Below are 26,154 nucleotides of genomic sequence, written 5' to 3'. Positions count from 1 at the left end.
CCAAAGCGGCGGGCGCCGGTTCTACGGGGGGTCTGAACATTCACTAGCAGGTGCCTTCCGGGCGATCGAGCAGCAGGGCCACCGGGTGATTGAGAAGCCAACGATGCCGTGGAGACCACGTCAAGACATCCGGTTGTCCTTCTCACAATTCCGTACGGAATCTCCCCATCCGGCGAGGGTCAAGGGGGGAAACCAGCCAGAGAACCCCCAACGGAGTCTCGACACACGCCTGTTGCGTCCGCGGGCGTCGAGTTCGGGGCGGATACGGCGTGCGTGGCCGACAAGGCGGGGCTGCAGCTCCACCCCGACCCGGCTAGTCAACTCGGCGAGCGGCACCCTCCGGCCACACCACGTCCACGGCCAGGCCCGCCGTCCGCGCTTCGAGAACGGTGTCCGCGGTGCCCCCGCCCTTGCCGGTGGGCGGTTCGCCGTTCCATACGGCGACGAGCCGGTCGGCGCGTTCGACGAGTACGGAGTTGGCGGCCTCGTACGCCTGTCGGCCGGCGGCCTCGTGAGAGAGGACGAGGACTTCCTCGGCGGACTCGACAAGCCGATCGAAGAGGGCGGCGTGATCGGGCTCGACGATGTTCTGCCGGTAGTCCCGAGAGGGAATGACGACGATCAGCCGCCCGCCGACGGCGAGGACGGCTTCCGCGAAGACAGTGTCGGCGCCCTCGGCGATACAGGAGACGCCCACGAGCTCGCCGTTGCCGACGTACTGCCCCAGCAGCTCGTCCAGGGCGCCTCGGATCAGGGGGATGCTGTCCTCGGTCAGGTCGATGTGCCCGGTCACCGCGATGGTCGTCACGCTCACGTGCTCCTTCTTGAGGTCCAGGGAGGCCGGCCGGCGCGGGATGCTCGTGGTGGACTGTCGTCGGCTGAGGCGCGTGTAACAACCGTGCCGGATGAAGAGGCTTCACCGGGTACCGAATCACCAGGTCAGCGACGTGACGCGGTCGGCACCGTCCGGATCTGTGTGGACGGCCACAGCGAGCGGGATACGCGTAGGTTCATACTGAGCCATGACTAAGCCTGCGGCACCGAAGCGTCACCTGCCTACCAGCCCCTTCAAGGCCCCGGTCACACCGGCTCCCAAGCACTTCGCCATGGGCGACCAGGTCACGCACGACGTGTACGGCCTCGGCCGGGTAATCGGCATCGAGGACGGAATCGCGGCGCTCGTTGATTTCGGCTCGACGCAAATGCGGATCTTGAGCCCGTACGCCAAGATGACCAAGCTGTAGAACCGCTGTGCCCGGTCACGGCACGCCAGGCCCCATCAGGGACCTGTAACGAAAGGCAGTCCCCTCATCGACCCGACGTCGCTGTTCTCCGCCCTGGAAGGGCAACCCCGCCGTTCCACGGCGGCATCGCCGCCTCCGGCGACAAACCCCTTCCAGGCCCCGGACTTCGAAGAAGAAGACGAGACCTTCCGGCCCGAGGACGCGCAGGAGCCTGCGCCGGGCACGCGTACGGGGCGGCCCGAGGCCGCCTAGCGGTGTTTCGACACCTCTTCTGAGCCACCCCTCTTGATCGCGCTCCCTGCTTGCAGCTCAGCTGCGCCACCAGCGCACCAGCGCCGACCGGGAACAGCAGGGAGCCCGGCGAAACAGCCGATCGGTGGCCGACCGAGCGGTCGGCGACTTCGGTGCCGGCCGAAAGGGAACAGGCCGCGGGGCCGGTCAGGGCGCCTTCGCCCTGCCCTCCGGGATCACCGCCAGGCCTCATGGCATGGATGGTGATCCCCCGGATACCGCCCACCCTCCCTCGCCGCGCAACACCCCCCTTCGGTCAGATAACTGTAAAGAACCTTGACAGACAATTGGTCTAGTCCAAAGATGGTCGCTGCTCGCCCCCACCCCCCTCCCCTCCATTCCCATGGGAGCGTCAGTGAGAAGACCTCGTTCTCTTCGTGCGTTGCTGTCCTGTATCGCCGTGACCGGGCTGTCGGCAGGGCTGGTCGCCCTCGGGGGCGGTGGGGCGGAGGCCTCGGGCTACCGGCCCGTGGCTCCCATGCCCGCCCATGTCTCCGCGCCGTACTTCGAGGCGTGGACCGGGGAGAGTCCGGCCGCGCTTGCCGCCGAGTCCGGGAACAAGTACCTGACCATGGCGTTCCTGCAGACGGACGCGGCCGGGTCGTGCACCGCCTACTGGAACGGCGACACCACCCAGCCCGTCTCCAAGGCCACCTTCGGTGCCGACATCGCAGCCATCCAGGCCCGCGGCGGCAACGTCATCCCGTCCTTCGGCGGTTACGGCGCCGACACCACCGGCACCGAGCTCGCCGACAGCTGCACGGACGTCGACGCCATCGCCAAGGTGTACGAGAGCCTGGTGACGACGTACGGGGTCTCGCGGATCGATCTCGACATCGAGGCCGACTCCATCAACAACACCGCCGGGATCGACCGGCGCAACAAGGCCATCGCCAAGGTGCAGCGGTGGGCCGAACGGACCGGGCGGCGCGTGCAGTTCTCGTACACCCTGCCCACGACGAACACCGGCCTCGCGGCGAACGGTGTGGCGCTGCTCCAGAACGCCGTCGACAACCACGCGCGCGTGGACGTCGTGAACGTCATGACCTTCGACTACTGGGACGGGGCCACCCACGACATGGCCGCCGACACCGTGACCGCCGCCGACGGGCTGGTCGGTCAACTCGCCGCGCTGTACCCGAAGAAGAGCCGTGCTGAGCTCTGGCACATGGTCGGTGTCACCGAGATGCCGGGCATCGACGACTACGGTCCCGAGGAGACGTTCACCACGGACGATGCGGTGAAGGTCGAGAAGTGGGCCGAGGCCAAGGGCATCAACACCCTTTCCTTCTGGGCGCTTCAGCGCGACAACGGCGGGTGCGTGGGTACCGCCGGTGCCAACTCCTGCTCCGGGATCGCCCAGGACACCTGGTACTTCAGCCACACCTTCGCGCCGTTCACCCGTCGCTGAGCCCAGCCCGCTCCCAGAACCCCCCACCTTCGACACCGGCCCCGCCACCTTCGCCCGCCTCCCCCGCGCGAAGGTGCCGGGGCCGGTCAGCGTCCACGCGGTCCTCCAGGGGGTGTCCGGCGGATCAGGTCGGCCTGCCGGACAGCAAGTTCCTCGTCGGTGCCGTCGGCGGTGCGGCCGTCGTGCTCCTGATCGGGGGGCTCGGCACGCGGCTGGCCTCCGGCACCGAGTCGACGACCGAACTCAACCGGTACGACACCGTGACGGTGGACGGGCACAGGGCGCTGGCGCCGAACATCGTCGCCGGACGGACGCAGAGCAAGTACCACCCGCTGCCCTGGGTCGGTGTGAAGGTCCATGAGTCCTGCCCGCGCGGGCTGAAGGCGGTCGCCGGCGCCGGCCTCGTCTGCACGGGGCGGAAGAACGACGGCACCACCATTGACATTCCGGTCACCGTGATCAACGCCACGGACACCCACATCACCTGGAAGTTCCGGCGCTGAGCTGGGGGTTCGCACGGCAGGCACGCGGCGTGCAGAGAATCCGCGCAGGAGGACCACACAGAGCCCACACAGTCTTGCGAAACCACCGTTACCGTTGGCGCCCGTTCGGATCTCCCCTGCACACCACCAGTGCGAACCGTCAGGAAGACAGCGGATGGACTACTGCTCCTCGTGCCGCCGGCACCTCAACGGCGCCCTGGTGTGCCCCGGTTGCGGTGCCTACGCCCCGGACATCGCACCGGTGACCGCACACGGCCGCACCTCCGCGGCCCCCGCCGCCACGGCGCTCTGGCCGGAGTCGACCGGGACACCCGACGCCTACGACGGCTTCGACGACTTTCCGGATCCCGACGGTGACGTCGAGACTCCGGCGTCCGCGTCGCCGGGACTGGGCCGGGCGGCCCGGCGCCGGCAGCGGGCCCGCTGGAAGAAGAACCAGCGCCGGGCCGTGGTCGCGACCGCCGTCGCCCTCGTCGGCGGCGGACTGACCGTCGCCTCGATGGACCGCGGCTCGGGCCACGGCAACCAGGCGTCGGCGGCCACGGACCTCTCCAGCATGGGTGCCGGGGAGCAGTCGGTGGACACGTCGGCGGACCTCCCGTCGACCACCCCCGGCACGGGCAAGCACCGGGGGCCCCGGGCCGACGAGGAGGCCACGACGGGTACGTCCGGCACCTCGCACCGGGGTTCCACCACCGCCACCGCGCCCCACACCGACTCGGCGAAGACCCAGCGGTACACGGTCCCCGCCCCGGCGTCGACGCCGACGGCCGCGGAGCAGGCGACCAAGACCGTCGAGGACACCACGTCGACGGCCTCCGACACCGCCACGACCGCGACTCAGTCCCCGTCCTCGACGTCCGACGGCAACTCGGGCTCCGGCTCGTCGAGCACATCGACGTCGTCCGGATCGTCCTCGAGCTCGTCCGGCAGTTCGGGCTCGTCCCAGTCGGACTCCGGCTCGGCGTCGACCTCCCCGTCGGGGATCTGCGTGCTCAACCTGCTGTGCGTGAGCTGACCCGGCCTACTGGGTCAACCCGCCTCTCCCTCAAGGGAGTTCGCGTGCACCGGTGACCCGCCGTACCGCACGTCCCCGTCCAGGTGACGCTGCTGTACGGCGGTGATCGCGCGGACGACGAGGATGCCGGCCACGGCGGCGCCGACGACGGCCGCGTCCGAGGCGAGCAGCATCCACAGATCCGTGTAGGCGCGTTCGATGATCTTGTCCGAGTCGTCCTCGTACATGAGGCCGACGCCGCTGAGCGTCCCGACCAGCCACAGGCCCCACCACACGTTGACGGAGCGCGGCAGCCGCTCACCCGGGGCGCTGTCCTGATGGGCGTCCGCGACCATGCCGCGCGGGATCCACAGGTTGGCGACGGGGATCAGCCAGCCGAAGTAGAGCCAGAAACCGGAGTAGCGCGGCCTGTGCCCGGACAGTGCGCGGGCGTTGTCCCGCACCTTGTCCAGCCACAGCAGGAACACGATCGCGCAGAACAGCGCCGTGAACCCACCCGCCGTGCTGACCAGGTGGTACGAGTCCTCCAGCGAGGTCAGCGGACGGTGCGTGCCGCCGCCCTGGTCCGGCGGCCCGGAGGCGGGCTCCCCCTTCACTGCCAGCCGGATCTCCCAGACGGCCCGAGCGCACCAGGCGGCCCCGGACAGGGCGAGAAGGACGGCGGCGAGCCCGGCGGCGCGGCGGACGGGGCGCAGGGCGGGAGCGGGCGCGGGGGACTGTATGTGGTCGTTCACCGGGGCATCTTCGCCGACGGCGGGCCACGGCCGCCAGGCCGAAGTGCCCGGGCGTCGGCCCTTCACCCGTCTTTCACGGCCCGGCCGGCCCCCTGCTTGCGGGGGCCGGCCGAACTGCCGGTCGTGTCCGGCTAGTTGGAGAAGTAGATGTACTTCCAGCCCGTGTACGTCGACGTGTTGACGGTGTCGCCCGACGAGCCGTTGATGTACGCCGCCCGCACCCTGGCCTTGATGCCGGACTCGCCCGCTGCGCCCAGGTTCACGGCCGACTTGCCGCTCGTGCCGAGTGCGAAGTACGCGGGGCTGCCGTCGACCTCGTACCACTGGCCGGCGTAGTAGACCTCCAGCTCCAGGCGCTGCTTGCGGCCCGGATAGTAGGTCATGGTCGTGGTGACGATCGGGTCCGTGTTCTTGTGGAACCAGTAGTACGTGTGCGAGCCGATCTTGGCCGTCTTGTAGTGCTTGGTGATGGCCGTGGAGACCTTCACCTTGGCGTAGGCCGTGGACTTGACCGTCTTCGGCTTGTAGCGGGCGTCGCCCTTGAAGACCGCCGTGACGTCGGTGTCGCGGGTCATGTCCACCCACGCGGAGATGTTGCCGCTCGAGTTGACCGTGCCGCTCTTGATCAGCTTGTTGGGCTTGTCGGAGCCGAAGGGGTTGGCCCAGATCTCGACCTTGCGGTTCTTGTACGTCGTACCGAGGTGGGCCGTGAACTTCACGTCGGCGCTGTACGAGTACACCTTGCCGTTGTTGTTCAGGCTCAGCGTGGTCGCGTTGCGGGAGACCTCGACCGAGTCGGAGCCGGAGGCGGCCGCGTGCGTCGCGTCGCCCGCGAAGGACACCTTGTAGGTGACCTTGCCGCCGGCCGGCGGGGTGTCCGTGAAGGAGAAGCTGCCGTCCGCCTTCGTCTTGACGGCCGCCAGCACCTTGCCGTTCGGCGAGTCGAGGTCGGTGCGGGTGACCGTCAGGCTCGTACCCTCCGGGAGGAGCGTCCTCGAGGTCAGCTTGCCGGTGACGGTGAGCTTCTTGGCCCGGTCCGCCGTCGTGGGCGCCGACACCTTGAGGGTGGGCAGCTCCTTGGTGGGGTCCGTCAGCGTGCGCAGCGTGAACACGCCGAGGTTGTTCTCGGAGACGGCGAACACGCGGCTCTCGTCCGGAGCCCAGGCCAGCGCGCCGGCCACGAGGGTGTCGGAGCCGCTGCTCGTACCGGTGTTGGGGAAGTCGTACTCGCGCACCGGCTTCTGGTCGCCGGGCCGGTAGACGTGGACGTCGGGCTCGTACCAGGAGTCGCTCCCGCCCGCGACGGTCCCGTCCGGCGCAACGCGCACGGCGTTCGGGTACGCGTCGATCGGGTAGCCCGTCTCCTTGCTCAGGTCGGTGGTCGAGTACTCGCCGATCCCGTAGCCGGTGGCCGGGGCGCCCCACGAGGTGAGGACGTGCTTGCCGTCGGGCGTCAGGTCCAGCTGCTGCACGGAGGTGTCCATGCTGCCCTTGGTCCGCAGCGTGGCCCCGTCGGCCGTGACGTCGTACACGGCGAGGTCGCCGCCGTTGCCGGCCACCAGGACGCCAGGGACGGCCGGGTCGGAGGCCAGGAACGTCCCGTAGGAGCCGGAGAAGTCGACGTCCCCGCGCTGGGCGAGGTGGATGACGGGCTCGGCGCCGGAGATGTCCAGGGAGCCGAAGTCGGTGGCGGTGGAGAACCAGATCCGGCCGTCCACGATCTCCAGGTCGCTCGGAGCGGTCGTGCCCAGCGGGTAGCTCGTGGTCGGCGTGACCGTCTGGGTGTCGATCGCGACGATCCGCTGGTCGTTCCTGACGGCCGCGTACAGCGTGCCGGAGTCCGCCGACAGCGCCAGGCCGGTCACCCCGGGCTCGTTGGCGAGGGTCGCCCGGAGGGTGCCCGAGTAGTCGGTGACCAGGATCTTGCCGCTCGTCGGGTCGGAGATGTACACCCGCTGGTGGACGCCGTCGACGACCATGTCGCCGACCGACTTCACGGACAGGATCTTGGCGGAGTCGGCCGCGGCCGGTCCCGCCGTGCCGACGGCGAGCGCCGCCGAGCCGAAGAGGACCGCGAGCGCCGTCGCGGTCGAGATGCTGCGCCTGCGCACAGTACTGATACCCCCACAAGGAAACCCGGTGCGTGACCGGGGAGTTGAGAGCGCCGCGCAGCACCCGGGACGTGACCGCTGGATCGCGGTGACGCGCGGGGCGCGGCTGCCGTCAGCAGCGTATGTCATGCCTGTGACAGTTGAGGAGGGGGTTTTACGAGTGGGGAGTTTCCGTGACGGCAGGCGGGTGTCAGCCCTCGCCGTCCTCGTGCCGCGGCAACACCGTCACCCGGTGGTGGTTGCACACCGCCGCCAGGGAACCGTCGGAACCGGCCGGGGACTGGTGGGCCTTGAGGGCCACGCTGACCAGGCTGAGCAGCAGGTCGACGTCGGCGTCGCAGTCGAGGTGCACGGTGACCCAGCGTGAGCCCGGCACCAGGCGGATGGCGGTCGACTCCGCGAAGTCGTGGTGCAGCCGCTGGATCGCCCGGGCGGTGAGGTGCAGGTCCACGTCCCGCTCGGAGTGGAAGTGCACGATCTCGTCGCCCGCGGACCGCAGCGCCCGGCCCGTACCGCAGCCCGCCGCGCACGGGGTGAGGTCGGGCCAGGCCGCCAGCTGGTCCATGGCTTTCTGGGCCGGTGTCATGAGCCCATGGTGCGGTGCTCACCGCCCGGCCACCAGGGCTTGCGGGATCCGTAACCCGTAGGAGATCTAGCTCACTTCTCCCATACGGGGACAGAAGGCATCCCCAGTTCGGCACGGGCGCGGTCGGTGAGCTCCTGGACGAGCGCCGTCTTCGCGCCGGCGTAGTCGCGCGCGTGCGTACCGGCCGCCACGACGGCGCGCTTCAGCTCGGCGTATCGCGCGGCCTCCTCGGGGTGGGCGCGCAGGTAGTCGCGGAGGATGCGCTGGTTGCGGGTGGGCCAGCTGTCGTACGTCACCACGTGCAGGATGTGGCTACGGGCGCCGGCGGCGGTGCGGACGTACAGGAGCCGGTCGGTCATGCCGTTGTCGTGCGGAAGGAAGCCCAGGGCGGCGAGCGCCGGCTCGTGGGGGTGCGTCTCGGACAGGGCACGGACGGCGGCCATGAGGTCGATGACCGGCTTGGCGGTGAGGCCCGGGACGGCCGTGGAACCGATGTGTTCCAGGTCGACGAAGAGGTCCGGGGCCGCCGACCGGAGCGCGGTGATCGCGGCGGCGGCCCGGTGGGGCCAGGCGGGGTCGTAGTCGGCGAGGTGCACGGACGATGGCTCTGACCTGGGCAAATTCTGAGGACTCCCCAATTCCGCGCTTTCGGCGATAATCGGTACATGAGTACTGCGACGTTTGTGATCGCGGCCACGTCGAGTGAGGTACTCAACGTGATCGCCGCCTTTGTCGGTGGCCTGATCATCGCTGGTGCACTGATCTGGGCCGTGCAGTTCGGTATGAGGGTCCGGGACCGCGAACTGCCGCGGCCCCTCCCCGACGAACAGCCCCACCTTCCCGACGGCGGAGCGGTCCGGGAGTCCCGCGAGATGCGGGAACCGGACGAGGTACCGCACGCCGAGGGCAAGGAGCGGCTGATGCCCTACGAGCTCCACTCCTCGGGATCCAAGACACGGAAGGACCAGCACCGCCGGCGCTGGATGCCCGGCTCCAGCGGCTCCTTCGGCAGCGGCGGCCTCGGTCGCTTCTGACCGCGTTCCTGGAGACGTCATGACCGGTCACCCGGTGAGCCGGTGCGTGGGTACGGCGCTGGCGTTCGTGCTGTCCGCAGGGCTGGGCGCCGGGCTGACCGGCTGCTCCGGCGACGACAACCCGTCGGCGACGGTCAGCAAGGTCGCGTCGGCGGCCCGGTCGGCGGTCTCCGAGGCCACGGCGGCCGCCGGACGCCAACTCGACGAGATCAAGGGCGGCATCGACGCCAAGGGGGCGGTCGAGCTCGGCACCCCGGCCACCGACAGCGGCGGCCGGGCCGCGGTCGAGGTCACCGTGCACAACAGCGCCGGCTCGGCCAAGTCCTTCGCCGTGCAGGTCGACTTCACCGACACGAGCGGCAACACGCTGGACGCGGCGGTCGTCACCGTCTCCGACGTCGCGGCCGGCAAGTCCGGCACGGGCACGGCCCGCAGCAACCGCAAGCTGTCCGGCGAGGTGAAGGCGGAGGTGGCGCGGGCGGTGCGGTACTGAGCGCCGTACGCCCGGACCCCGCACACCGTCCGGAATCAGGCCATCCAGAAGAAGACGGCCGTCATCCGCTTCTCCTCCAGCGTCCTGCCGGAGTAGTTCGTCGCGCTGTGCACCAGGTTGGCGTTGTAGAGGAGCAGACGGTTGTACCTGTGCGGGACGCGTACGTCCTCCTCGAAGTGGTCCGCCGGGACGAACCGCGTGCCGAGGGCCTCGACAAGGTTGTTGTGCGGGGCCTGGACGATGTTGCCGCCGAGCCGGCCGCCGGGCAGCGACTGGCGGTAGAAGGCGGTGCCGCAGTCCTTGGGCACGTCGGGGTTGAGGTACAGGACGGCGGCGTAACGGCACAGCGCGCGCGAGTCGGTGTGCGGACGCGGCTCGCTCTCGCCCTCGCCGACGACCTGGACGCAGTTGTGGTTGAGGGTGCCGCCGCCGGGTGCCTGCTGCACCCAGAGTTCCTTCGCGCCGGTCGACTGCTTCACCAGCCGTTCCACGCGGGCGAGTTCGGCGGGCTCCAGACCCGGCATGGTGCGCAGGCCCGGCCAGGTCTCCGAGGTGTACGGGTAGCCCTTGACCCAGTCGTCCTTTTCGAGACACCGCTTCCGTACGGCGTCCACGTCGGGCAGGACGTCGTCGATGACCCAGTAGTCACGGCCCTTGGTGGGCTTGCGGTAGGGGAGGACGGGCAGGGCTGCCGGAGCTCTCCCGGGCTGCGGGGACAGGGGTCGTCGGGGCTGTGGGGGCATGGGTCGAACCTAGGTCGGGGGTTCGTCTCGTCTCTCCCGTGAAATGGTCAACACTCCCGAACGAAGGTCAACATTCCGTCAACCGGTCCGGGCCCATGGGCCGTCAGCAGGCGTTGCCTGCCTCACATCCGCGGGTTTTTACCAAATCAAAAGGTTCGGTGCCCGGGCTCGATCCGTACTCCCCTCCGTCCGACCCCGTCGACCTCTGGCGGGACCCCCGACCGGGCAGGAGGCACGGTGCGCTTTTCGCGGAATGCGACGGGAACTCTCTTTGTGGGCGGTGCCCTCAGTCTGACTCTCGCCGCACTCGCCTATCCCTCGATGCTCGGGATCAACACCGTGTCCAGCTCGGGCGACAGAGTCATCGCGCAAACCCAGTGGGGGCCACTGACGGAGGCGGACCGGGACTTCGTGGTCAAGGTGCGTGCGGCCGGCCTGTGGGAGTACCCCGTCGGGCAGATGGGCCTGAAGAAGGGGCAGAGCCAGGCGGTCAAGATCGCCAGCAAGCACCTGATCGACGGTCACGCGGCGCTGGACTCCAGCTGCCGCAAGATCTCGACGATGCTCAACATCACGATCCCGAACGTGGCCAGCCCCCAGCAGGTCGGCTTCGTGAACACGCTCGCCGCCGACCAGGGCAAGCAGTTCGACACGGACTTCGCCAACATCCTGCGCGTGACGCACGGTTCGATCTTCAACACGATCGCGAAGATCCGCTCGACGACCAAGAACACCGTGGTGCGCACCCTGGCCGACCAGGCCAACGCGACGGTCCTCGACCACATCACGGTCATGGAGCAGACCGGACTGGTCAACTTCGACCAGGTCCTCTTCCAGGAGACGACCCCGCCGAAGCTGCCCGCCAAGGACCTGACCCCGCCGCCGCCGGCCGCGGGCCAGCCCGAGGTCGTGCTGACCCCGCCGGTGGACAGCACCACCCGGCCGCCGGTCCTGCCGGGCGAGTCGTCGTCCGGTACGGGCGCGAGCCCGAGCCCGACGGTGGGGTGACGCGAGGCGGCTTCGCGGTTGTGGAGCCGCCTGTTCCCTCTGTGGCGAAATTGTGATGGCCGATTGAACTATCCCTACGTCACTGCAGGTTGACAGCGTTCGATCACGGGCTTCACCATGTGAGCGCACTGAGGCGCATGTGACCAATGAGCCCGGTGTTTCTCAGACCATCACCCCCGGTACGGCCGGGCGCGGCGTCCTGCCCTGCGCCGCCGTCACCGGGTGACGCGCATGCCGAAGTGGGGATCCCGCATGTCCATAGCCACCCGTGTCACCGCGCGCCGTCTGCTGGGAACGGGCGCCGCGTCGCTCGCCCTGTGCGCCGCCACCCTCGCCTCCGCCTCCGGCGCCTGGGCCCACGGCGGTGCGCCCGGCGGCGACGGCTGGAAGTCCGGCGGCAGCTACAAGCCGGGCGCGGGCGCCGGCACCAAGACGGAGACCGACCGCTGCCAGTTCTCCCTCGACGGCAGCAACTTCTACGACTCCGTCAAGGTCGACGACCAGAACCTGAAGCCCACCGACGACGGCAAGGTCCACATCAAGGTCCGCACCGCCGGTGACGCCTCCACCTGCACCGCCTCCCTCGCCTCGTACCTGGCCCACGGCGCGACTTTCGCGACCTCCGGCGAGCAGGTCTTCGTCGACTTCGACACCGTGACCGTGAAGCCCGGTCAGACCGACTCCCTGGACATCGCGGTGCCGGACGCGGGCTGCTTCGCGCAGGTCGACCTGTACCGCGGCGCGGTGAAGTTCGACGGCAAGCTCGACGCCAACGACGGCTTCGAGCACGGTGATCTGCCCAAGGGCCCGGACCACCCGGTCATCAAGGACAAGCTGATCGCGGCCTGGAACGGCGGCACGAAGGACTGCACGACCACCGAGTCGCAGCCCCCGTCGACGCCGCCCGCCTCCACACCGGCCTCCGCGACGCCCTCGACCCCGGCCGAGGAGAGCGCCACCCCGACGCCGAGTGCCTCTGAGTCGACGTCGACCGAGTCCCCCACCCCGTCCGCCTCCGAGTCGACCACCGCCCCGGCCACCACGCCGAACGGCGGCGGTGACCTCGCGGAGACCGGCGGTGGCAGCAACTCCGGTGTCATCGTCGGCGGCGCGGCTGCGCTGCTGGCCGCCGGTGCGGCGATCGTGGTGGCGACGAAGCGCCGCCGTTCCGCCCGTTCCTGAACCACATCCCTGAGGACGAACGCCCCGGAGATCCCCCGCTCCGGGGCGTTCGTCATGAGTGGCCGCCTCCTTCCGCCGGCGGCGCGAGGACACCGTCAAGACCGCCGGGCCGATGGCGGTGACAGCCGCCCTGTATTCGGCATGCGGCACGCCTTCGACGCGGACCACATCGCCGCGATCGACAACACCACGCGCAGGCTGATGGCCGACGGCAAGCGGCCGGCGTCGGTGGGGTTCCGGTTCGTGCTCGGGCACTCCAGCGTGGTGGTCGTGCCGGCCGCGCTGATCGCGGGTGGCACGCAGCTCGCCGACCGGGTGATGAACGAGCACTCCCGGACCCACCAGGTGCTCGGTTTCATGGGTGCGACGATCTCGGCGCCGCCCCGGCCAGATGTTCCCGCTCGGCTTCCTGTTCGGCCTGGGCTTCGACACGGCCTGCCCCTTCTCTTCGCGGCCGGCATGAGCCTGTTCGACACGCTCGACGGCACGTTGTGTGGGCGGCGGCGGTGCTGTACTGGCGGCTCGCGAAGGTGGAGCTGCGCTGGGGGGTTCCGGTGGCCGAGGCGGACTAACGCTCGACCGTCTCCAGGTACAGCTTCACGAAGCGGTCCACGTCGACCTCCAACGCCACGTCCACCAGCTGCTGTTCGCGGGTGCCCTCGTGGATCTCGGACTCGCCGGGGCGGGGGCGGCGGTCGACGATCGTCTGGCCGCGGGTGGGGCCGGGGGCGAGGGAGACCTCGACCGGGAGGAGGCGGGTGGTGATGCCCGCCGGGTCGACGACCGTGCACACCGCGCCCGCGTCGCCGAGGCCGCCGGCCTCCTCGGCCTCGGGGGCCTGGCCCGGGTGGGCCGGCCGGTGGGCGAGGAGTTCACCGGCCAGCCGGGTGCCGGGCTCGCTGCTGGCGCGCAGCCGGTGCACATCGGCGCTGGGGACGACGACCTGCGTGAAGACGTCCAGGCCGTACATCGTGATCGGCACCCCGGCGGTGAGCAGCACCGCGGCCGCCTCCGGGTCGTGCCAGACGTTGAACTCGGCGACCGGCGTGGCGTTCCCGGTGGCCACCGCGCCGCCCATGAACACGATCCGCTCGATGTTGCGGGTGACTTCGGGGTGCGTACGCAGCAGCAGGGCGATGTTGGTCAGAGGTGCGGTCGGGATGAGGGTGACCGGGCGCGGGGACGCGAGGATCTCGCGGTGGAGCAGGGTCACCGCGTCCACGTCGGCGGGGGTGCGGGTTGGCGCGGGCAGGCCGAGGTCGCCCATGCCGTCCGAGCCGTGCACATGCCGTGCCGACCGCGCGGGCTCGATCAACGGCCGCTCGGCGCCCCGGGCGACCGGGATGTCGGGGGCGCCGGCCTGATCGAGGACGGTGAGGGTGTTGCGGACGACGCCGTCCACGTCCGTGTTCCCGGCGACACAGGTGACCGCGCGCAGGTCGAGCCCCGGGTGGCGTGCGGCGAAGAGCAGGGCCAGGGCGTCGTCGACACCCGTGTCGCAGTCGATGATCACGGGGACGGGCTGACCGGTCGTCATGGCGGGCTCCTCTCAACCGGGGCCCGAACAGGCCCTACGACAGTGACCTTACGACGTCACACCTCCGCCCAGAGCCCGCTGCCACGGGCCTCGACCCGCTCGCCGATCCGCCGCAGCAGCTCGGCACCGGACAACACTCCCGGCCGCCGCCCGTCCCGCAGCCGCAGCGCCACCAGATCCCCCTCGGCCTCACGCTCACCGATCACCGCCTGGTACGGCACCAGCCGTGCGCCCCGGATCCGTGCGCCCAGGCTGCCGTGCTCGGGTCCGACGAGCTCCGCCCGTACCCCTTCCGCGACCGCCCGCCGCACCAACTCCTCGGCCTGCGGCAGCTGTTCCTCGGCGATCGGCAGCACCGCCAGCTGCACGGGCGCCAGCCACACCGGGAACGCACCCCCGTGCTGTTCGACGAGGTGCGCGACCGCGCGCTCCACGCTGCCGATGACGCTGCGGTGGACCATGACCGGGCGGTGTTTCGCGCCGTCGGCGCCGATGTAGTGCAGGTCGAAGCGTTCGGGCTGGTGGAAGTCGATCTGGACGGTGGAGAGGGTGGACTCGCGGCCGGCCGAGTCGGCGATCTGCACGTCGATCTTCGGGCCGTAGAAGGCGGCCTCGCCCTCCGCGGCCTCGTAGTCGATGCCGGCGCCGTCGAGGACCTCGCGCAGCAGGGCGGTGGCCCGTTCCCAAAGGGCGGGATCGGCAACGTACTTGCCGCCCTCGCCCGGCAGGGACAGACGGTGGCGGGCCGCCTTGATGCCGAGGTCGGCGTAGGCGCGGGCGATCAGCTCCAGGGCGCTCCGGGCCTCGTCGACGGCCTGTTCCAGGGTGCAGAAGATATGGGCGTCGTTGAGCTGGATGGACCTCACCCGGGTCAGCCCGCCCAGCACCCCGGACAGCTCGGAGCGGTACATGCCGCCCAACTCGGCCATGCGGAAGGGCAGTTCGCGGTAACTGTGCGAGCGGGAGCGGTAGATGAGGGCGTGGTGCGGACAGAGGCTGGGCCGCAGCAGGACCTCCTCGCTCCCGAGCTTCATCGGCGGGAACATGTCGTCGCTGTAGTGGGACCAGTGGCCGGAGATCTCGTACAGCTCGCGCTTGCCGAGGACGGGCGAGTACACGTGCCGGTAGCCGGCGGCGCGCTCGGCGTCCCGGATGTACTCCTCCAGCACATGCCGTACGACGGCCCCGTCGGGCAGCCAGTACGGCAGGCCCGCGCCCATCAGGGGGTCGGTGTCGAACAGGTCCAGTTCACGGCCGAGGCGTCGGTGGTTGTACATGGTCGTGCTCCTCACTGCGGAAGGGGCAGGGCGAGCGGCCACGACGAAACCCCGGGGCACTCGCCCCGGGGCTTCGGACTTCAAGTCCGTGATTCAGCGCGCCGGGACACTCTCCGGCGTCGTCGTGAGATGCAGGCAGGCGCGCTTCATGGGGGCACGGTAGCGCGGGACGTGAGGTGTGCGCGACAGGTTTTCCCTGTGGGGACGGGGCGCCGCGGTGGGTAACCCGGACGGACCGGCGCGCTGGTGGGCGGCCCTGCGGGGTGGTCCCGTGGAGATCTTGGAAGTCGACCTCGACCAGGAGGCCCCCCGATGACCCGCTCCCGTTCCCGCGTCCTCGTCGGCGCCCTGTTCGCCGCCGGGATCCTGGTCGGCGCGGTCGGCTGTACGGCCTACGAGACGCCCCTGGAGGCGCAGGCGCCCGCCTCCCCCGCCGCCAAGGCCTCCACCGGTGCCGTGCCGGCGCCCCGCGCCCTCACCCAGGAGCAGGCCCAGGCCGCCCTGATCACCCCGGGCGACCTGGGCGAGCCCTGGGGGGCGACACAGGGGGCCGCGACCTGGCGGGACGGGGTGCTCAAGGCGAACACCGATGCGCCCGACTGCCGGCGGCTGCTCGACGCGCTCTACACGGACGACGTGTTCGGCAAGGAGGCGCGGCCCCGGGCGGTCACCGGGCTCGACGACCCCCTTGACCAGGCCCAGCTGCGGTACCAGGTCCTCGGGCTCGACCCCGCGGACGTGGACCGGACGCTGGCCTGGATGAAGACGCTGCCGAAGAAGTGCGGCACCTTCACGGCCGTGACCGAGCGCGGTGCCGTCCGCAGCGGCCAGGTCACCGAAGCCGCGCTGCCGGCGATCGGGGACGCCCGCCAGGGTCTGCGGGTCACGCTGGCCGGCCAGACCGCCGGCGGCGAGCCGACCGTGCTCACCCTGGACGTCGTCGTGGTCCGCCTCGGCGACGACGCGATCACCTTCACGCACGGCGGCCTGGGCGAGATCTCGGCCGACGCCACGAGCGCCGTCGCACAGGTGGGCCTGTCACGGCTGGACGGCATCGAGAAGCAGGGCCGGGTGCAGGTCTGAGCGGAACGGGGTGCAGGTCTAACCGAGCCGCTCCACCGCCTCCTTGGCCTCCTTCAGGCCCACCCCCGTGGCCTCCCGGTACACCTTGATCGCCTGGATCTTCTTGCCGTCCCGCAGCAGCGCGGCCACCTCGTCCGACCACGGTTCCTGCTCGCGCAGCCCCAAGTGGTCGAGGATCAGGTCGAGTTTGTGCTCGACGCGGGCAACTCGCCTGTCCGCGCGGGAGATTCGGTTCTCGATGCTGCCGACGCCCACGAGCGCGATCGCGAACACCAGGAAATAACCCATCATGTCCATGATCGCGATCCTAGGGCAGCCCGCTCGAGCCCACGGTCGAGCCACAGGATCAGTCGGGATCGAGCCGCTTCCGGTGCTCGACCACGTCGTGCGCCACCTCGAGGATGGTGCGGTCCTGGACGAAGGCGTGGGCGCGCAGGCGGGCCAGTGCCTCGTCGGAGTCGACGCCGAGCTGCGCCATGATCATGCCGATGGCCTGGTAGACCTCGTCGTGGTCGGTGGCCAGTCCGCTCAGCCAGGGTTCGTCCCCCGCGCTGCCGTTCTCCTCCCGCGGCAGGGCGATGAGGGCCACCGTCATGAGGCCGGCCAGGAGCCGTGCCGTGCGCAGCTCCTGCTCGCTGAGCTGCCCGGGAGTGTCGCGGTAGAGGTCGAGGGTGCCCACGGTCACCGCCTCGTCGCCCAGCGGCATCGAGTACACCGCCCGCACCCCGACCGCCGTCGCCTGCTGTGCGAACACCGGCCAGCGGCGCGCGTCCCGGCCCGCGGTCAGGTCGGCGGCGAGCACGGGGGCACCCACCTCGGCGGCGCGCAGACACGGGCCGTCGCCGAGCGTGGCCTGGATCTCCGCGAGATGCGAGGCCTCCTCGCTGCTCGCGCCGACCCTGACGGGCACCCCGTTGCTGCGCAGGCAGACGCTCGCTCCGCTGACCGGCAGCAGTTGCACCGCCACCCGGCACAGCCGGAACGGAATCTCCCCGGGCCGGGCATCACGCATCCCCTCGGCGATCACGTCGGCGGTCCCTTCCGGATCCGGATGACCCTCCTTCCGGACCTCGCGACAGGAAAAGCGGGGATTGTCGCCGCCTGAACGGGGATCGTCGGGGAAGCCGGAGCGGTCGTGCTGAGGTCGCACGGCCACCGCCTCCTTCGATCGCAGCGGGGCCCTTATCGTCAGCGCTGCCCGACTACCCCTGGCCGGTACACCGAAACGCGGTTACCGCTTCTCGTAGGGGTCGGCGGGCTGCCCGATCCGCTTCGCCGACGTGGCGTCGAGGACGGGCGGCCAGGCCGCGTCGCTGCCCAGCTTTCCCCTGGGGTGCCAGGTGCCGGTGACGGTCATCCAGGTGTCGGCGGGCGGCGGCCCGTCGGATGCCGTACCGCGGATCTCGACCTTGCTGGTGCTCGCGTCGGCGGCACAGCACGAGACCAGGAGGCGGGTGAGATACCACGTGCCGTCGTCGCCGTGCGTGACGAACCCGGTCAGCCGCACCGTACGGCCCTTCAGCGAGCGCCCGCTGTCGTAGATCGCCCGGGAACTGAACTGCGCGAGGGTCAGATCGACCGGGTCCCCGGCCGCGAGCGCGGGAAAGGCCCCGACCCCTTGCGCCGCCTTCTGGGCCGCCTCGCGCTCGGCGCTGTAGGAACCGAGGGCGGGCGGCGGGAACAGCAGCAGGGCGAGGGCGGGGAGGGCGAGGAGCCAGGCGATGCGGGGGCCTGCGGCGCCATGAGCGTGCCCGGGGTGATCGTGGTCGTGGTCGTCCTCGTGATCCCTGCTCCGGAGGGCGACCGTGGTCAGGCCCAGCAGGATCAGTGCCGCGCCGGAGATGATCAGGTAGGGCCGCAGGGCCGGTTGTACGTACCTCAGATACAGGTCGCTGAAGAGCGTGATGCGCAGCACCGCGCCGCCCGTCAGCAGGAGCAGTGCCGCAGATCCGTAGCGCCTCACAGCAGCCACCACCCCACCAACGCGCTGCTCGTCACGGCGACGGCCCAGGTCACGGAGGTGAAGCGTACGGCGAAGGCGCGTCCGAACGTGCCCGCCTGCAGGGCGATCAGCTTCAGGTCGACCATCGGGCCCACCACCATGAACGCCAGCCGTGCGGTGGGCGAGAAGCCGCTGAGCGAGGCCGCGACGAACGCGTCCGCCTCGCTGCACACGCACAGCACGACCGCGAGGACGGCCAGCAGCAGCACCGACAGCCAGGCCGAGCCGGTGAAGACGTCCAGGACGGAGCGCGGGACGGCGATGTTGAAGGTCGCCGCGGCCGCCGCGCCGAGCACGAGAAAGCCGCCGGCGTGCAGGAAGTCGTGCTGGAGCCCGGCGCCGAAGGCGCGCAGACCGGAGGAGGCCGGTGTGTGCCGTTTCGGCAGCCGCAGCCACTCGTCCCGGCCGAACCTCGCCCACAGCCAGCCCATCACCACCGCCGTCGCGAGCGAGGCTACGAGTCGGCCGAGGATCATCTTCGGCTGTCCCGGGAAGGCGATGGAAGTGGCCACCAGCACCACGGGGTTGATCGCGGGGGCCGACAGCAGGAAGGCGAGGGCAGCGGCGGGCGTGACCCCGCGCCGCATCAAACTCCCTGCCACCGGCACGGACGCGCACTCGCAGCCCGGCAGTACGACACCCGCGGCACCCGCCACCGGCACCGCGAGCGCCGGGTTGCGCGGGAGCAGCCGGGTGAAGACCCGCTCCGGTACGAAGGCGCCGATGGCCGCCGACACGACCGTACCGAGCAGCAGAAAGGGAACCCCCTGCACCGCGATCGCCGTGAAGACGGTCCACCAGGCGGCGACCGGCGGGGTGTACAGGTCGAGCGCGAGCATCGGCCCGAGAACGGAGACGACCGTGGCGATCGCGATCAGCGCGACACCACCGAGGACGGCGTGCACGAGCGCCCGCACGCCGAGCCGAACCCCGTCCCCCACCGTCCGCCGCTCTTCCACGCGCCTGCCCCGCCAGTCCTGCCGATGCCCAGGCAGGCTAACCGCCCGGCCCTGTACACAACTCCGGAACGGCCATAGAGGAACCTGTGGAGCAGCTGCCCCGAAGGGGCGCGGGGCTGTATCGATTTGCGGCTCCGCCGCGTGGGCGCGACCAGCCCCACCGAACCCGCACCCGCCGACGTCGAATCCGCCCCCATCGGTGTGGCGTCACAACGGCGGCTGCGCGGGTGCCGGCCCCAACGTCGTCGTACCCGGAGCCGTACGGTGCCCCAGCCCCGTCCGGTACGCGTCCAACGCCGCCTCCACCCGCCCACCACGCCGCAGCAGATCCCCCAGCAGACGGCACAGATCGGCCAGGTCACCCGCCGCGCCCGCCCGTTCCAGCAGGCTGAGGGCCCGCACATAGTGCTCCTCCGCTGCCTCCGTATCACGCGTGTCCTCGGCGATGATGCCGAGCAGCCGGTGCGCGGCGGCGGAGTGCAGGGCGCCACGTTCGGGGCTGAGGTCGCTGAGCACGTCGTGCAGAAGGGCCGCGGCCTCGTCGGACCTGCCGCGCCGGTGCAGTACGTCCGCGAGCTCCACGGCGACCTGACTGCTGTAGAGGGCGGCGCGCTTGGCGGAGAGCATGGTGAGGGCCTGTCTCAACTCGCTCTCGGCGAGGTCGAGTTCGCCGTTCTGTGCGTAGACGTAGCCGCGCATCCAGTGGCAGTTGGCGAGTTCGGTGCGCAGTTGGAGGGTGCGGTAGAGCTCGGCGGCCTTGGCGAGGGAGGCGTCGGCCTCGGCCAGACGGCCCTCGGCGAGCAGGGTGCGGGCGACCGAGCGGTGCATACGGGCGACGAGTGCGGGGTCGCCGGACTGCGGGGCGAGGGCGAGCGCGAACTCGGCGGCCTGGGCGGCGCGGGCGTGGGCGCCCATGTCCATGTACGGGCCGATGACGCTGGCGTAGAGCAGCAGCAGGGCGTCGGGGTCGTGCAGTCCGCTGCGGTTGAGCTCGTCGAGGGCGGACTCCAACAGGTAGACGGCGTAACGGAGTTCACCGGCGAGGTAGTGGGAGACGGCGCGGCCGCGCAGGGCGGGGACGCGGGCGGGCAGCGGTACGTCGGCGAGGGCCTGCTCGGTGCGCTCGAAGTACTGGCGGGCGGCCTCCAACTCGCCGGTGTCCAGGGCGCAGTCGCCGAGTCCGAGCAGGGCGACGGCCTGGACGTCGACGAGTTCGTGGTCCTCGGCCTCGGCGAGCAGCCCGGCATACTGCTCCGCGGCCTGCTCGGCCTCGCCGCTCGCGAGGGTGCGCTGGGCCTCGGTGAGTCTGAGGCGCAGGTCGGTGGCGAGGCGGGCCGGACGTCCGGTGACCAGCTCCTCGTAGGCGATCCCCAGGCGCTCGGCGATGTGCCGTAACGCCTCGTCGGAGGCGCGCACCCGGCCGGCCTCCAGGGTGGAGATGTACGCGGGTGTGTAGGCGGGCTCCGCCAACTGTCTCTGCGTCAGTCCGCGCTCGGCGCGCAGCTGCTGCACCCTGCGCCCGATCGTCACCGGATCATCACGGTCCGACACCGCCAACTCCCCCCGGCCCTCTTGCTGTTGCCCCTCGAGTGCCCCTAGGTTAAGCGGCATCTTAAGCGCGTTTAATACAACGCTGTTGAAACGCTGTTGAGAGGTTGCCGTGCTCCGACACATCTCCGAGCGTTACGCCCGAGGATTCGGCGCAGCCGTCATCGCAGTGGCCGCCCTGGTACTGGCCGCGAACGCCGGCCCGGCACGGGCGGCGGACGACGCCGGGCAGGTCGGTCAGGTGCAGCAGGGCCACCACGCGAGTCGGTGAACCGGGGTCGGAACTCCGCCGTGTCCAACTCGAAGTCGAGGGGGCGGGAAGGGGGACGGTCTGGCCGAGCTTGTACTTGGGGTTCTGGGTGCAGTCGTCGCCGGAGGGCTCGGAGTAGACGGTGACCTCGCCGGCTCGAGACGACCGGTCTCGGCCGAGCCGGGGACGTTCAAGCCGATGCCGGTGCAGTTGCGCAGGAACCGGTCGCGTCGTCGCTCCCCGACCTGCTCGGTGACCTCCGACACAATCTCCTCGTGCTCCCCATTGGCCGGTGGCGTCACGCAGATCTCTCCCTCGATCGGCTCCACGCGCCGCCTCTACGCTCGTGTCCGAGTTGTCGGGCACGTTGCTGTCCGCGTCGACGCGACCCTCGCAGGGTGGATGGGAGGGCCGTCGTCGTGATGCGGAGCCGTTCACTCGAACGAGCGTGCTGTTACGTTTCGGCGGCGAACCCGACGATCAGCACTTCCACGTCGCCCAGTAGAACTGGCCCTTCAGTTCGCCGGTGTTCTTCAGGTAGACGGGGGTGTTGACGTGCACGCCCGTGCTGCCCCTGCCGGGGTAGTACCAGAAGTAGTGGCCGTGCTTGCGCTTGCCGTAGTGGACCTCCAGCCAGCCCTGGGAGTGGTGGACGTACGGCGCGAACCACCAGGCGCCCTTCTCGCCGGCCGGGATGATCGAGGTGTGGGTCTCCGTCGCGGTGTGGGTCTGGCCCACCGTCCAGGTCTCGGTCTGCGACTGGCTGGCCTTCACCCCCTCCTCGAGCTTGTCGCTGAAGCCGACGGACACCTCCACGGACGTGGACTGCGAGAAGGAGTACTCGGTGTTCGTGGTGTTCGTGTCGGTGCGGGTGAGGGTCACATCCCTGCTGGACGCGCAGTTGGCGATCACGGGGGAGACCTGACGCCGCTTGTCGAGCGCGGTCCACGCCTTCACCTCGTGGTACTGGCACAGGTCCGTCTTGCCGTGGTTGCAGTCCCAGATCACGTCCGGCTTGTCGTCGCCCCAGCCGGGGCTGGTGTTGGCGCTGGCCGTCCCCGCGGAGAAGGGGATCAGGAGGAGGGCGAGGGCGGGGGTCAGGACGGCCAGCTTTCCGCGGCCGCGCTTCATGAGCTGCATGGGCGGTCTCCCATCGGTCCGGTGCACCGGCGATCGGTGCAGCGACGAGACGATGGTCGAAGCCGGGGGATTGTTCGGACACCCTTCCCATCAGGGCAATCAACTCAATCAATCCCCGCATGTCCGCCGATACGGCACACCCGGCAGATACGTCTTCCACTGCGCCCGCGTCAGACCGCTCCCGCCCGCCCGTGCGCACACCGTCGCGACTGCCCGCGTCGGATCGATCTCGTACCGCTGGAGCGGCACGTGCGCGCTGCCCGCGTACACCGTGGTGCCGTCGGCGCTGAAGCCGACCGTGTCGATCTCCTCACCGGACGTCGTGAGGGGCGAGCCGAGCGGCTGCTGCGTGGCGATGTCCCACAGCTGGAGGCTGCCCGCCTCGCCGCCGACGGCGAGGGTCCTGCCGTCGGGGCTGATCGCGAGCGCGCTGACCGCTTCGGAGGTGTCGCCGAAGACCGCATCGCCGATGCCGTCCGGGAGGGCGGCGAAGACGTTGCGCAGAATGCCGGCGCGTTGTTTCAGTCTCCCGTCCCACAGGGCCACCCGGCCCGTCTGGTCTCCCGCCGCGAACAGCGAGCCGTCCGCGGCGAAGGCGAGAGAGCCGATCTCGTCGCCCTGGACCAGGTCCTGGCCCGTGACCCGGCCGGACGGCAGGGCGGCGACGCGGTTGTCACCGGCAAGGACGCCGCCTTCGGGGGCGATGGCCAGGTGGGTGCTCGACAGAGAGGTGAGGACTCCCGTCCTGCGGTCGCGCGCCGTGTTCCAGACCTCGGTGGCCGGCTTGCCGCTGAGAGAGGAACGGGTGGCGTAGAGGGTGCGCGCGCCGGGGCCCGGGGCAATCGCGACGATCGCCCCGGTCGACGTCCTCGTGGCCAGGTTCGGCGTCGCACGGACCCGGCCCTTGACGAGGTCCCAGACCGTGAAGGGCTGCCGGTACGTCTCGCTGCTGGGGGCCGAGATGCCGTAGACGAGCGCCTTGCCGTCGGGGGTGAACGCCAGCAGCGCGGTGGTGTCCTCCGCGTACACCGGCGAGGAGGGGTCGGTGGAGGCGGGGAGCTGCGGGGCGGGGAGGGTGCGCAGGAGGCGGCCGTCCCGGGCGGCGCGCAGTTCGACGCGGTAGTGGTCGCCGGTGCGGCCGACGGTGGCGAGGGTGCGGCCGTCGGGGCTGATGCGCACGGCGTCCATCGGCTGCTCCCGCCAGTTGCGGGTCACGGCCGCCGAGACGTCGAGGGCGTGCACGGTGCCGCCCTCCAGGTAGCGCAGCACGGGGTGTTCCTCGTCCCAGGCGAGACCGCCGTACAGGTGCTGGTTGTTGAGGGAGTGCCGGAAGACGGGGGCGGGGATGCCCGGCCGCCAGACCCGGATCTCCTGGGCGTCGGCGGTGGCCAGGAGCTTGCCGTCCCGGCTGAAGGCGATGTACTTGACGCCGGTGTCGGAGAGGTCGGCCACCTGGTCCCCGGAGCGGACGTCCCAGACGTGCACTCCCGTCGGGGTCTGGGCGGCGAGCCTCCCCCAGCCTTCGGCCGGGGCCGTCTCGCTTCGCTCACCGTCGCCGAGCGCCAGCAGGGAGGTCTCCCGGCCGCAGACGTCGGGGTCGCGTTCCCAGCGTCCGTGCAGGGTGCGCCCGGTGCGCAGGTCCCGCAGCTGTGGCACATCGCCGCCCTCGGGGCAGTAGGCGAGCAGCCGGCCGTCCCGGCTCGGCGCGACCTCCGTCAAGCCGCTCACCCGGACGGTGAGCCGCAGCGCGTCGTCCGCGTCCGAGCGGACCTGCACCTTGCTGTCGTCCACGCCGCTCACGAGATAACTGCCGCCGGTGAAGTCGACGACGGACGTCGCGGGCATCCGTTCGCCGCGCCACCGCCCGGCGGCCGTGTCCCACAGCTGCAGCGCGTTGTTCCTGCGGACCGACAGCAGCCGCCCGTCGGGGCTCGCGCCCTCCGCATGGCTGCCCGCCGGCAGCCGCCCGGAGGCGATGCGCCGGTGGCGGGCCACGTCCCAGGTCCGCCAGTCGCGGCCGTCGACGCTGAGCAACGTACGGCCGGAGTCCGTCAGGAAGCGCGCGGCGTCCTCGCCCGGCGTCGGGTCGCTGAAGGTGTCCAGCTCCGGCTGGGCGAGCGAGCCCAGCAGCGCACCCCGGGCCTCCGGCAGCTGCGCCGTGCGCCAGGCGGCGACGCCCAGCAGCTGCGCGGTGCGCGGGTCGGTCGTACGCAGCCCGTCGGCGACGGCGGCGATACGGCGGGCCGCGTCCTCGGTGGAGCGGCGCCGGTTGTCGCGGCTCTGCGTCCAGGCGGCCAGACCGGCGACCACGGCCACCACGAGGACGGCCGACAGCACGCCGAGCGCGGTCCGGGACCGGCGCGTGTGACGGGCGGCGGTCCGGCGCTCGGCCTCGCGGGCGCCGAACGCGGCGATCAGGAACTCCCGCTCCGGCGCGGTCAGTTCCGGGTCCCGCTCATGGTCCGGGAAGTACTCCTCGGCATGGTCGAGCCGGGTGCCCCGGTACAGGGTGCCGGGGTCGCGGTCGTGCTCCAGCCAGGTGCGGGCGGCCTCGGTCAGGGCCCGGTGCCGGCGCAGCCGTTCGCGGTCCTGCTCGATCCATGTCTGCAGCCGGGGCCAGCAGGTGATCAGCGCCTCGTGAGCGAGGTGGACGCCCTCCTCGTCGGCGGTCAGCAGCCGCGCCCGGGCCAACCGCTCCACCACCACCGGGACGCCGGGGTCGGCCCACTCCTGAAGTTCGGCACGGGTGAGGGGGCGGCGGGTGTCGGGGGTGCCCCGGCCCGGCTCGATCATGCGCAGCAGCAGCCGGCGGGCGGCGCCCTGCTGGGGTGCGGTGAGCTGCCCGTAGACCTCCTCGGCGCTCGCGGCGATCGCGCCGCGCACGCCGCCCGCCGCCTCGTACGCGGCGAGCGTCAGCATGCGGCCCTTGCGGCGGCGCCAGGTCTCCAGCAGGGCGTGCGAGAGCATCGGCAGGCCGCCGGGCTGGTCGAGGACCTCCTCGACGATCTTCGCGGTCAGCTCCCGTTCCACCAGGTGTCCGACCGCCTGCGCCGGTTTGGTCACCGCCTCGCGCAGCTCGTCGGCGGTCATCGGGCCGACCAGCAGGCCGGCGCCGTGCAGGGCGTCGGCCAGGCCGCGGTGCTCGGCGCAGCGGGCGTAGAAGTCGGCCCGTACGGCGATCAGGACCTTCAGCCGGCTCTCCGGTTCGCGGGCGGCGAGCAGCAGGTCGATGAAGCGCATGCGCTCGGCGCGGTCCCGGCAGAGGGTGAAGACCTCCTCGAACTGGTCGACCACCACCCAGCTCTCCGGCTCCCCCTCGGCGGGCGTGAGCAGATGGCCGTACGTCTGCGCGGGCCGGTCGCCCGGGGTGAGGACGCGCAGGACCGCGGGCCTGCCGCGGCTCGCGATCTCATGTCGGAGACGGGGGATCAGCCCGGCCCGCAGCAGCGAGGACTTCCCGCTCCCGGAGGCGCCGAACAACACTGCGAAACGGTGCTCGGACACCAGCTCGCACAGGTCCCCGGCCGGCCGGTCCCGGCCGAAGAAGAACTTCCGGTCGTCCGGCTCGAACCGCGACAGGCCCCGGTACGGCGGCGACACGTCCTCTTCCGCCTCGCGCGCCGCACCCGCCGCCTCGGCCTCGGCCTCCTTCCAGCGGGCCTCCCACTCCCCGGGATCCGCGCCGCACGCGCGCGCGTACCCCTGCACCACCGCGCGGGACGGCAGCCGCTCGCCGGCCGCGGCCTGCGACAGCGTGGTCGCGGAGAACCCGGCGGTCTCCGCCATCGCCCGGTACGCGGGGCCGCCGGCGGCCTTGCGGAGCTCGCGGAGTTGATGCGCGAGACGCTCCACGGGCCCGGCATCGGGGTCCACGGGTCTTTCGGGTCGGCCCATGGCGCGCTCCCTCCCGTACCACTGGTGGCTTTCGTACGGCTTTCGTATGCGGCTCAGGTGACGACAACCTAACGTCCGGACAAATCCCAGGGAAGCCTGCGTTCCG

At 71.1% G+C, this 26,154-nt stretch carries 25 protein-coding genes and 2 pseudogenes; 11 read left to right on the top strand and 16 right to left on the bottom strand.

Features of this window, described 5'->3' with window-relative positions:
* Positions 1-313 precede the first annotated feature (313 nt).
* Positions 314-808: a hypothetical protein gene (locus ABZ880_RS29065; protein ID WP_361268426.1), complete on the bottom strand. Its 495-nt coding sequence runs from the start codon at positions 806-808 to the stop codon at positions 314-316.
* Positions 809-1,022: 214 nt separating this feature from the next.
* Here ABZ880_RS29065 and ABZ880_RS29060 point away from each other — a divergent pair, with 214 nt between their 5' ends.
* The 4 genes from ABZ880_RS29060 (at position 1,023) to ABZ880_RS29045 (ending at position 4,467) form a co-directional block, all read left to right on the top strand.
* Positions 1,023-1,244, top strand: coding sequence for a hypothetical protein (locus tag ABZ880_RS29060; RefSeq protein ID WP_103838553.1), 222 nt, complete (start codon positions 1,023-1,025; stop codon positions 1,242-1,244).
* 691 nt (positions 1,245-1,935) lie between these two features.
* Entirely contained in the window at positions 1,936-2,946 is a 1,011-nt protein-coding gene (locus ABZ880_RS29055; protein ID WP_361268356.1) for a chitinase, read from the top strand.
* Between the two features lie 182 nt (positions 2,947-3,128).
* Positions 3,129-3,449, top strand: a complete 321-nt coding sequence (locus tag ABZ880_RS29050) for a hypothetical protein (RefSeq protein ID WP_361268353.1) — start codon at positions 3,129-3,131, stop codon at positions 3,447-3,449.
* 154 nt (positions 3,450-3,603) lie between these two features.
* Positions 3,604-4,467, top strand: coding sequence for a hypothetical protein (locus ABZ880_RS29045; protein WP_361268350.1), 864 nt, complete (start codon positions 3,604-3,606; stop codon positions 4,465-4,467).
* A 14-nt stretch (positions 4,468-4,481) separates the two neighbouring features.
* Here the strand turns inward: ABZ880_RS29045 and ABZ880_RS29040 are convergent, their stop codons facing one another.
* From ABZ880_RS29040 to ABZ880_RS29025, 4 genes are all read right to left on the bottom strand, one after another.
* Positions 4,482-5,201 (bottom strand): DUF4328 domain-containing protein, encoded by a 720-nt coding sequence (locus tag ABZ880_RS29040; RefSeq protein WP_361268347.1) that lies wholly within the window; start codon positions 5,199-5,201, stop codon positions 4,482-4,484.
* Between the two features lie 131 nt (positions 5,202-5,332).
* On the bottom strand, positions 5,333-7,312 hold the full coding sequence (locus tag ABZ880_RS29035) for an Ig-like domain repeat protein (RefSeq protein WP_361268344.1): 1,980 nt from the start codon (positions 7,310-7,312) through the stop codon (positions 5,333-5,335).
* 190 nt (positions 7,313-7,502) lie between these two features.
* Positions 7,503-7,898 carry a luciferase family protein gene (locus ABZ880_RS29030; protein WP_361268341.1) on the bottom strand — a complete coding sequence of 132 codons (396 nt, stop codon included), beginning with the start codon at positions 7,896-7,898 and terminating at the stop codon, positions 7,503-7,505.
* 71 nt (positions 7,899-7,969) lie between these two features.
* On the bottom strand, positions 7,970-8,494 hold the full coding sequence (locus tag ABZ880_RS29025; protein ID WP_361268338.1) for a GrpB family protein: 525 nt from the start codon (positions 8,492-8,494) through the stop codon (positions 7,970-7,972).
* Between the two features lie 69 nt (positions 8,495-8,563).
* Here ABZ880_RS29025 and ABZ880_RS29020 point away from each other — a divergent pair, with 69 nt between their 5' ends.
* Both ABZ880_RS29020 and ABZ880_RS29015 read left to right on the top strand, forming a co-directional pair.
* Positions 8,564-8,932: a DUF6479 family protein gene (locus tag ABZ880_RS29020; RefSeq protein WP_361268336.1), complete on the top strand. Its 369-nt coding sequence runs from the start codon at positions 8,564-8,566 to the stop codon at positions 8,930-8,932.
* A 19-nt stretch (positions 8,933-8,951) separates the two neighbouring features.
* A complete protein-coding gene (locus ABZ880_RS29015; protein WP_361268333.1) occupies positions 8,952-9,425 on the top strand; it encodes a hypothetical protein in 474 nt (157 codons plus the stop codon).
* A 35-nt stretch (positions 9,426-9,460) separates the two neighbouring features.
* On the opposite strand, the gene ABZ880_RS29010 is transcribed toward ABZ880_RS29015, so the two are convergent.
* The gene (locus tag ABZ880_RS29010) at positions 9,461-10,168 is read right to left on the bottom strand and encodes a DUF6445 family protein (protein WP_361268330.1); all 708 of its coding nucleotides are present in this window, start codon (positions 10,166-10,168) and stop codon (positions 9,461-9,463) included.
* Positions 10,169-10,441: 273 nt separating this feature from the next.
* Between ABZ880_RS29010 and ABZ880_RS29005 the strand changes: the two genes are divergently transcribed.
* From ABZ880_RS29005 to ABZ880_RS28995, 3 genes and pseudogenes are all read left to right on the top strand, one after another.
* Positions 10,442-11,176, top strand: coding sequence for a DUF4142 domain-containing protein (locus tag ABZ880_RS29005; RefSeq protein WP_361268327.1), 735 nt, complete (start codon positions 10,442-10,444; stop codon positions 11,174-11,176).
* Positions 11,177-11,428: 252 nt separating this feature from the next.
* Positions 11,429-12,358 carry an LAETG motif-containing sortase-dependent surface protein gene (locus tag ABZ880_RS29000; RefSeq protein WP_361268324.1) on the top strand — a complete coding sequence of 310 codons (930 nt, stop codon included), beginning with the start codon at positions 11,429-11,431 and terminating at the stop codon, positions 12,356-12,358.
* Between the two features lie 58 nt (positions 12,359-12,416).
* Positions 12,417-12,930 (top strand): annotated as a pseudogene (locus tag ABZ880_RS28995) (hypothetical protein).
* Here the strand turns inward: ABZ880_RS28995 and ABZ880_RS28990 are convergent.
* The gene (locus ABZ880_RS28990) at positions 12,927-13,895 is read right to left on the bottom strand and encodes a nucleoside hydrolase (protein WP_361268321.1); all 969 of its coding nucleotides are present in this window, start codon (positions 13,893-13,895) and stop codon (positions 12,927-12,929) included. The pseudogene ABZ880_RS28995 and the gene ABZ880_RS28990 sit on opposite strands and share 4 nt — an antisense overlap.
* A 56-nt stretch (positions 13,896-13,951) precedes the next feature.
* Positions 13,952-15,172, bottom strand: a complete 1,221-nt coding sequence (gene thrS / locus ABZ880_RS28985) for a threonine--tRNA ligase (RefSeq protein ID WP_361268318.1) — start codon at positions 15,170-15,172, stop codon at positions 13,952-13,954.
* Between the two features lie 312 nt (positions 15,173-15,484).
* Between thrS and ABZ880_RS28980 the strand changes: the two genes are divergently transcribed.
* Positions 15,485-16,255, top strand: coding sequence for a hypothetical protein (locus ABZ880_RS28980; protein WP_361268316.1), 771 nt, complete (start codon positions 15,485-15,487; stop codon positions 16,253-16,255).
* Between the two features lie 18 nt (positions 16,256-16,273).
* Here the strand turns inward: ABZ880_RS28980 and ABZ880_RS28975 are convergent, their stop codons facing one another.
* From ABZ880_RS28975 to ABZ880_RS28955, 5 genes are all read right to left on the bottom strand, one after another.
* Positions 16,274-16,552, bottom strand: a complete 279-nt coding sequence (locus ABZ880_RS28975; protein ID WP_361268313.1) for a ribosomal protein L7/L12 — start codon at positions 16,550-16,552, stop codon at positions 16,274-16,276.
* Between the two features lie 49 nt (positions 16,553-16,601).
* Entirely contained in the window at positions 16,602-17,282 is a 681-nt protein-coding gene (locus ABZ880_RS28970; RefSeq protein ID WP_361268309.1) for a GAF and ANTAR domain-containing protein, read from the bottom strand.
* A 204-nt stretch (positions 17,283-17,486) separates the two neighbouring features.
* Complete coding sequence (locus ABZ880_RS28965) at positions 17,487-18,218, bottom strand: TIGR03943 family protein (protein ID WP_361268423.1); 732 nt, start codon at positions 18,216-18,218, stop codon at positions 17,487-17,489.
* Positions 18,215-19,198, bottom strand: a complete 984-nt coding sequence (locus ABZ880_RS28960) for a permease (RefSeq protein ID WP_361268307.1) — start codon at positions 19,196-19,198, stop codon at positions 18,215-18,217. The genes ABZ880_RS28965 and ABZ880_RS28960 overlap by 4 nt, the downstream gene beginning before the upstream one ends.
* 225 nt (positions 19,199-19,423) lie before the next feature.
* On the bottom strand, positions 19,424-20,767 hold the full coding sequence (locus ABZ880_RS28955) for a tetratricopeptide repeat protein (protein ID WP_361268304.1): 1,344 nt from the start codon (positions 20,765-20,767) through the stop codon (positions 19,424-19,426).
* Positions 20,768-20,876: 109 nt separating this feature from the next.
* On the opposite strand from ABZ880_RS28955, the gene ABZ880_RS28950 reads away from it, so the two are divergent.
* Positions 20,877-21,035, top strand: coding sequence for a hypothetical protein (locus ABZ880_RS28950; protein WP_361268301.1), 159 nt, complete (start codon positions 20,877-20,879; stop codon positions 21,033-21,035).
* Between the two features lie 137 nt (positions 21,036-21,172).
* On the opposite strand, the pseudogene ABZ880_RS28945 reads toward ABZ880_RS28950, so the two are convergent.
* The 3 genes and pseudogenes from ABZ880_RS28945 to ABZ880_RS28935 form a co-directional block, all read right to left on the bottom strand.
* Positions 21,173-21,346: pseudogene (locus ABZ880_RS28945) on the bottom strand (Uma2 family endonuclease); the annotation flags it as partial.
* A 148-nt stretch (positions 21,347-21,494) separates the two neighbouring features.
* On the bottom strand, positions 21,495-22,154 hold the full coding sequence (locus ABZ880_RS28940) for a hypothetical protein (RefSeq protein ID WP_361268298.1): 660 nt from the start codon (positions 22,152-22,154) through the stop codon (positions 21,495-21,497).
* A 108-nt stretch (positions 22,155-22,262) separates the two neighbouring features.
* Complete coding sequence (locus ABZ880_RS28935) at positions 22,263-26,048, bottom strand: hypothetical protein (protein WP_361268295.1); 3,786 nt, start codon at positions 26,046-26,048, stop codon at positions 22,263-22,265.
* Between the last annotated feature and the right edge of the window lie 106 nt (positions 26,049-26,154).

It is taken from the genome of Streptomyces sp. NPDC047043 (assembly GCF_040644055.1).
In the GTDB taxonomy this organism is placed as follows: domain Bacteria; phylum Actinomycetota; class Actinomycetes; order Streptomycetales; family Streptomycetaceae; genus Streptomyces.
The sequence above is the reverse complement of the archived record's forward strand: the minus strand, read 5'-3'. Positions and strand labels throughout refer to the sequence as shown.

Coding starts and splice junctions, on each gene's coding strand:
- ABZ880_RS29060 (WP_103838553.1), top strand. CDS start 1,023: ATGACTAAGCCTGCGGCACCGAAGCGTCACCTGCCTACCAGCCCCTTC.
- ABZ880_RS29045 (WP_361268350.1), top strand. CDS start 3,604: ATGGACTACTGCTCCTCGTGCCGCCGGCACCTCAACGGCGCCCTGGTG.
- ABZ880_RS29030 (WP_361268341.1), bottom strand. CDS start 7,898: ATGACACCGGCCCAGAAAGCCATGGACCAGCTGGCGGCCTGGCCCGAC.
- ABZ880_RS29020 (WP_361268336.1), top strand. CDS start 8,564: ATGAGTACTGCGACGTTTGTGATCGCGGCCACGTCGAGTGAGGTACTC.
- ABZ880_RS29015 (WP_361268333.1), top strand. CDS start 8,952: ATGACCGGTCACCCGGTGAGCCGGTGCGTGGGTACGGCGCTGGCGTTC.
- ABZ880_RS29010 (WP_361268330.1), bottom strand. CDS start 10,168: ATGCCCCCACAGCCCCGACGACCCCTGTCCCCGCAGCCCGGGAGAGCT.
- ABZ880_RS29000 (WP_361268324.1), top strand. CDS start 11,429: ATGTCCATAGCCACCCGTGTCACCGCGCGCCGTCTGCTGGGAACGGGC.
- ABZ880_RS28990 (WP_361268321.1), bottom strand. CDS start 13,895: ATGACGACCGGTCAGCCCGTCCCCGTGATCATCGACTGCGACACGGGT.
- thrS (WP_361268318.1), bottom strand. CDS start 15,172: ATGTACAACCACCGACGCCTCGGCCGTGAACTGGACCTGTTCGACACC.
- ABZ880_RS28980 (WP_361268316.1), top strand. CDS start 15,485: ATGACCCGCTCCCGTTCCCGCGTCCTCGTCGGCGCCCTGTTCGCCGCC.
- ABZ880_RS28975 (WP_361268313.1), bottom strand. CDS start 16,552: ATGGACATGATGGGTTATTTCCTGGTGTTCGCGATCGCGCTCGTGGGC.
- ABZ880_RS28940 (WP_361268298.1), bottom strand. CDS start 22,154: ATGCAGCTCATGAAGCGCGGCCGCGGAAAGCTGGCCGTCCTGACCCCC.
- ABZ880_RS28935 (WP_361268295.1), bottom strand. CDS start 26,048: ATGGGCCGACCCGAAAGACCCGTGGACCCCGATGCCGGGCCCGTGGAG.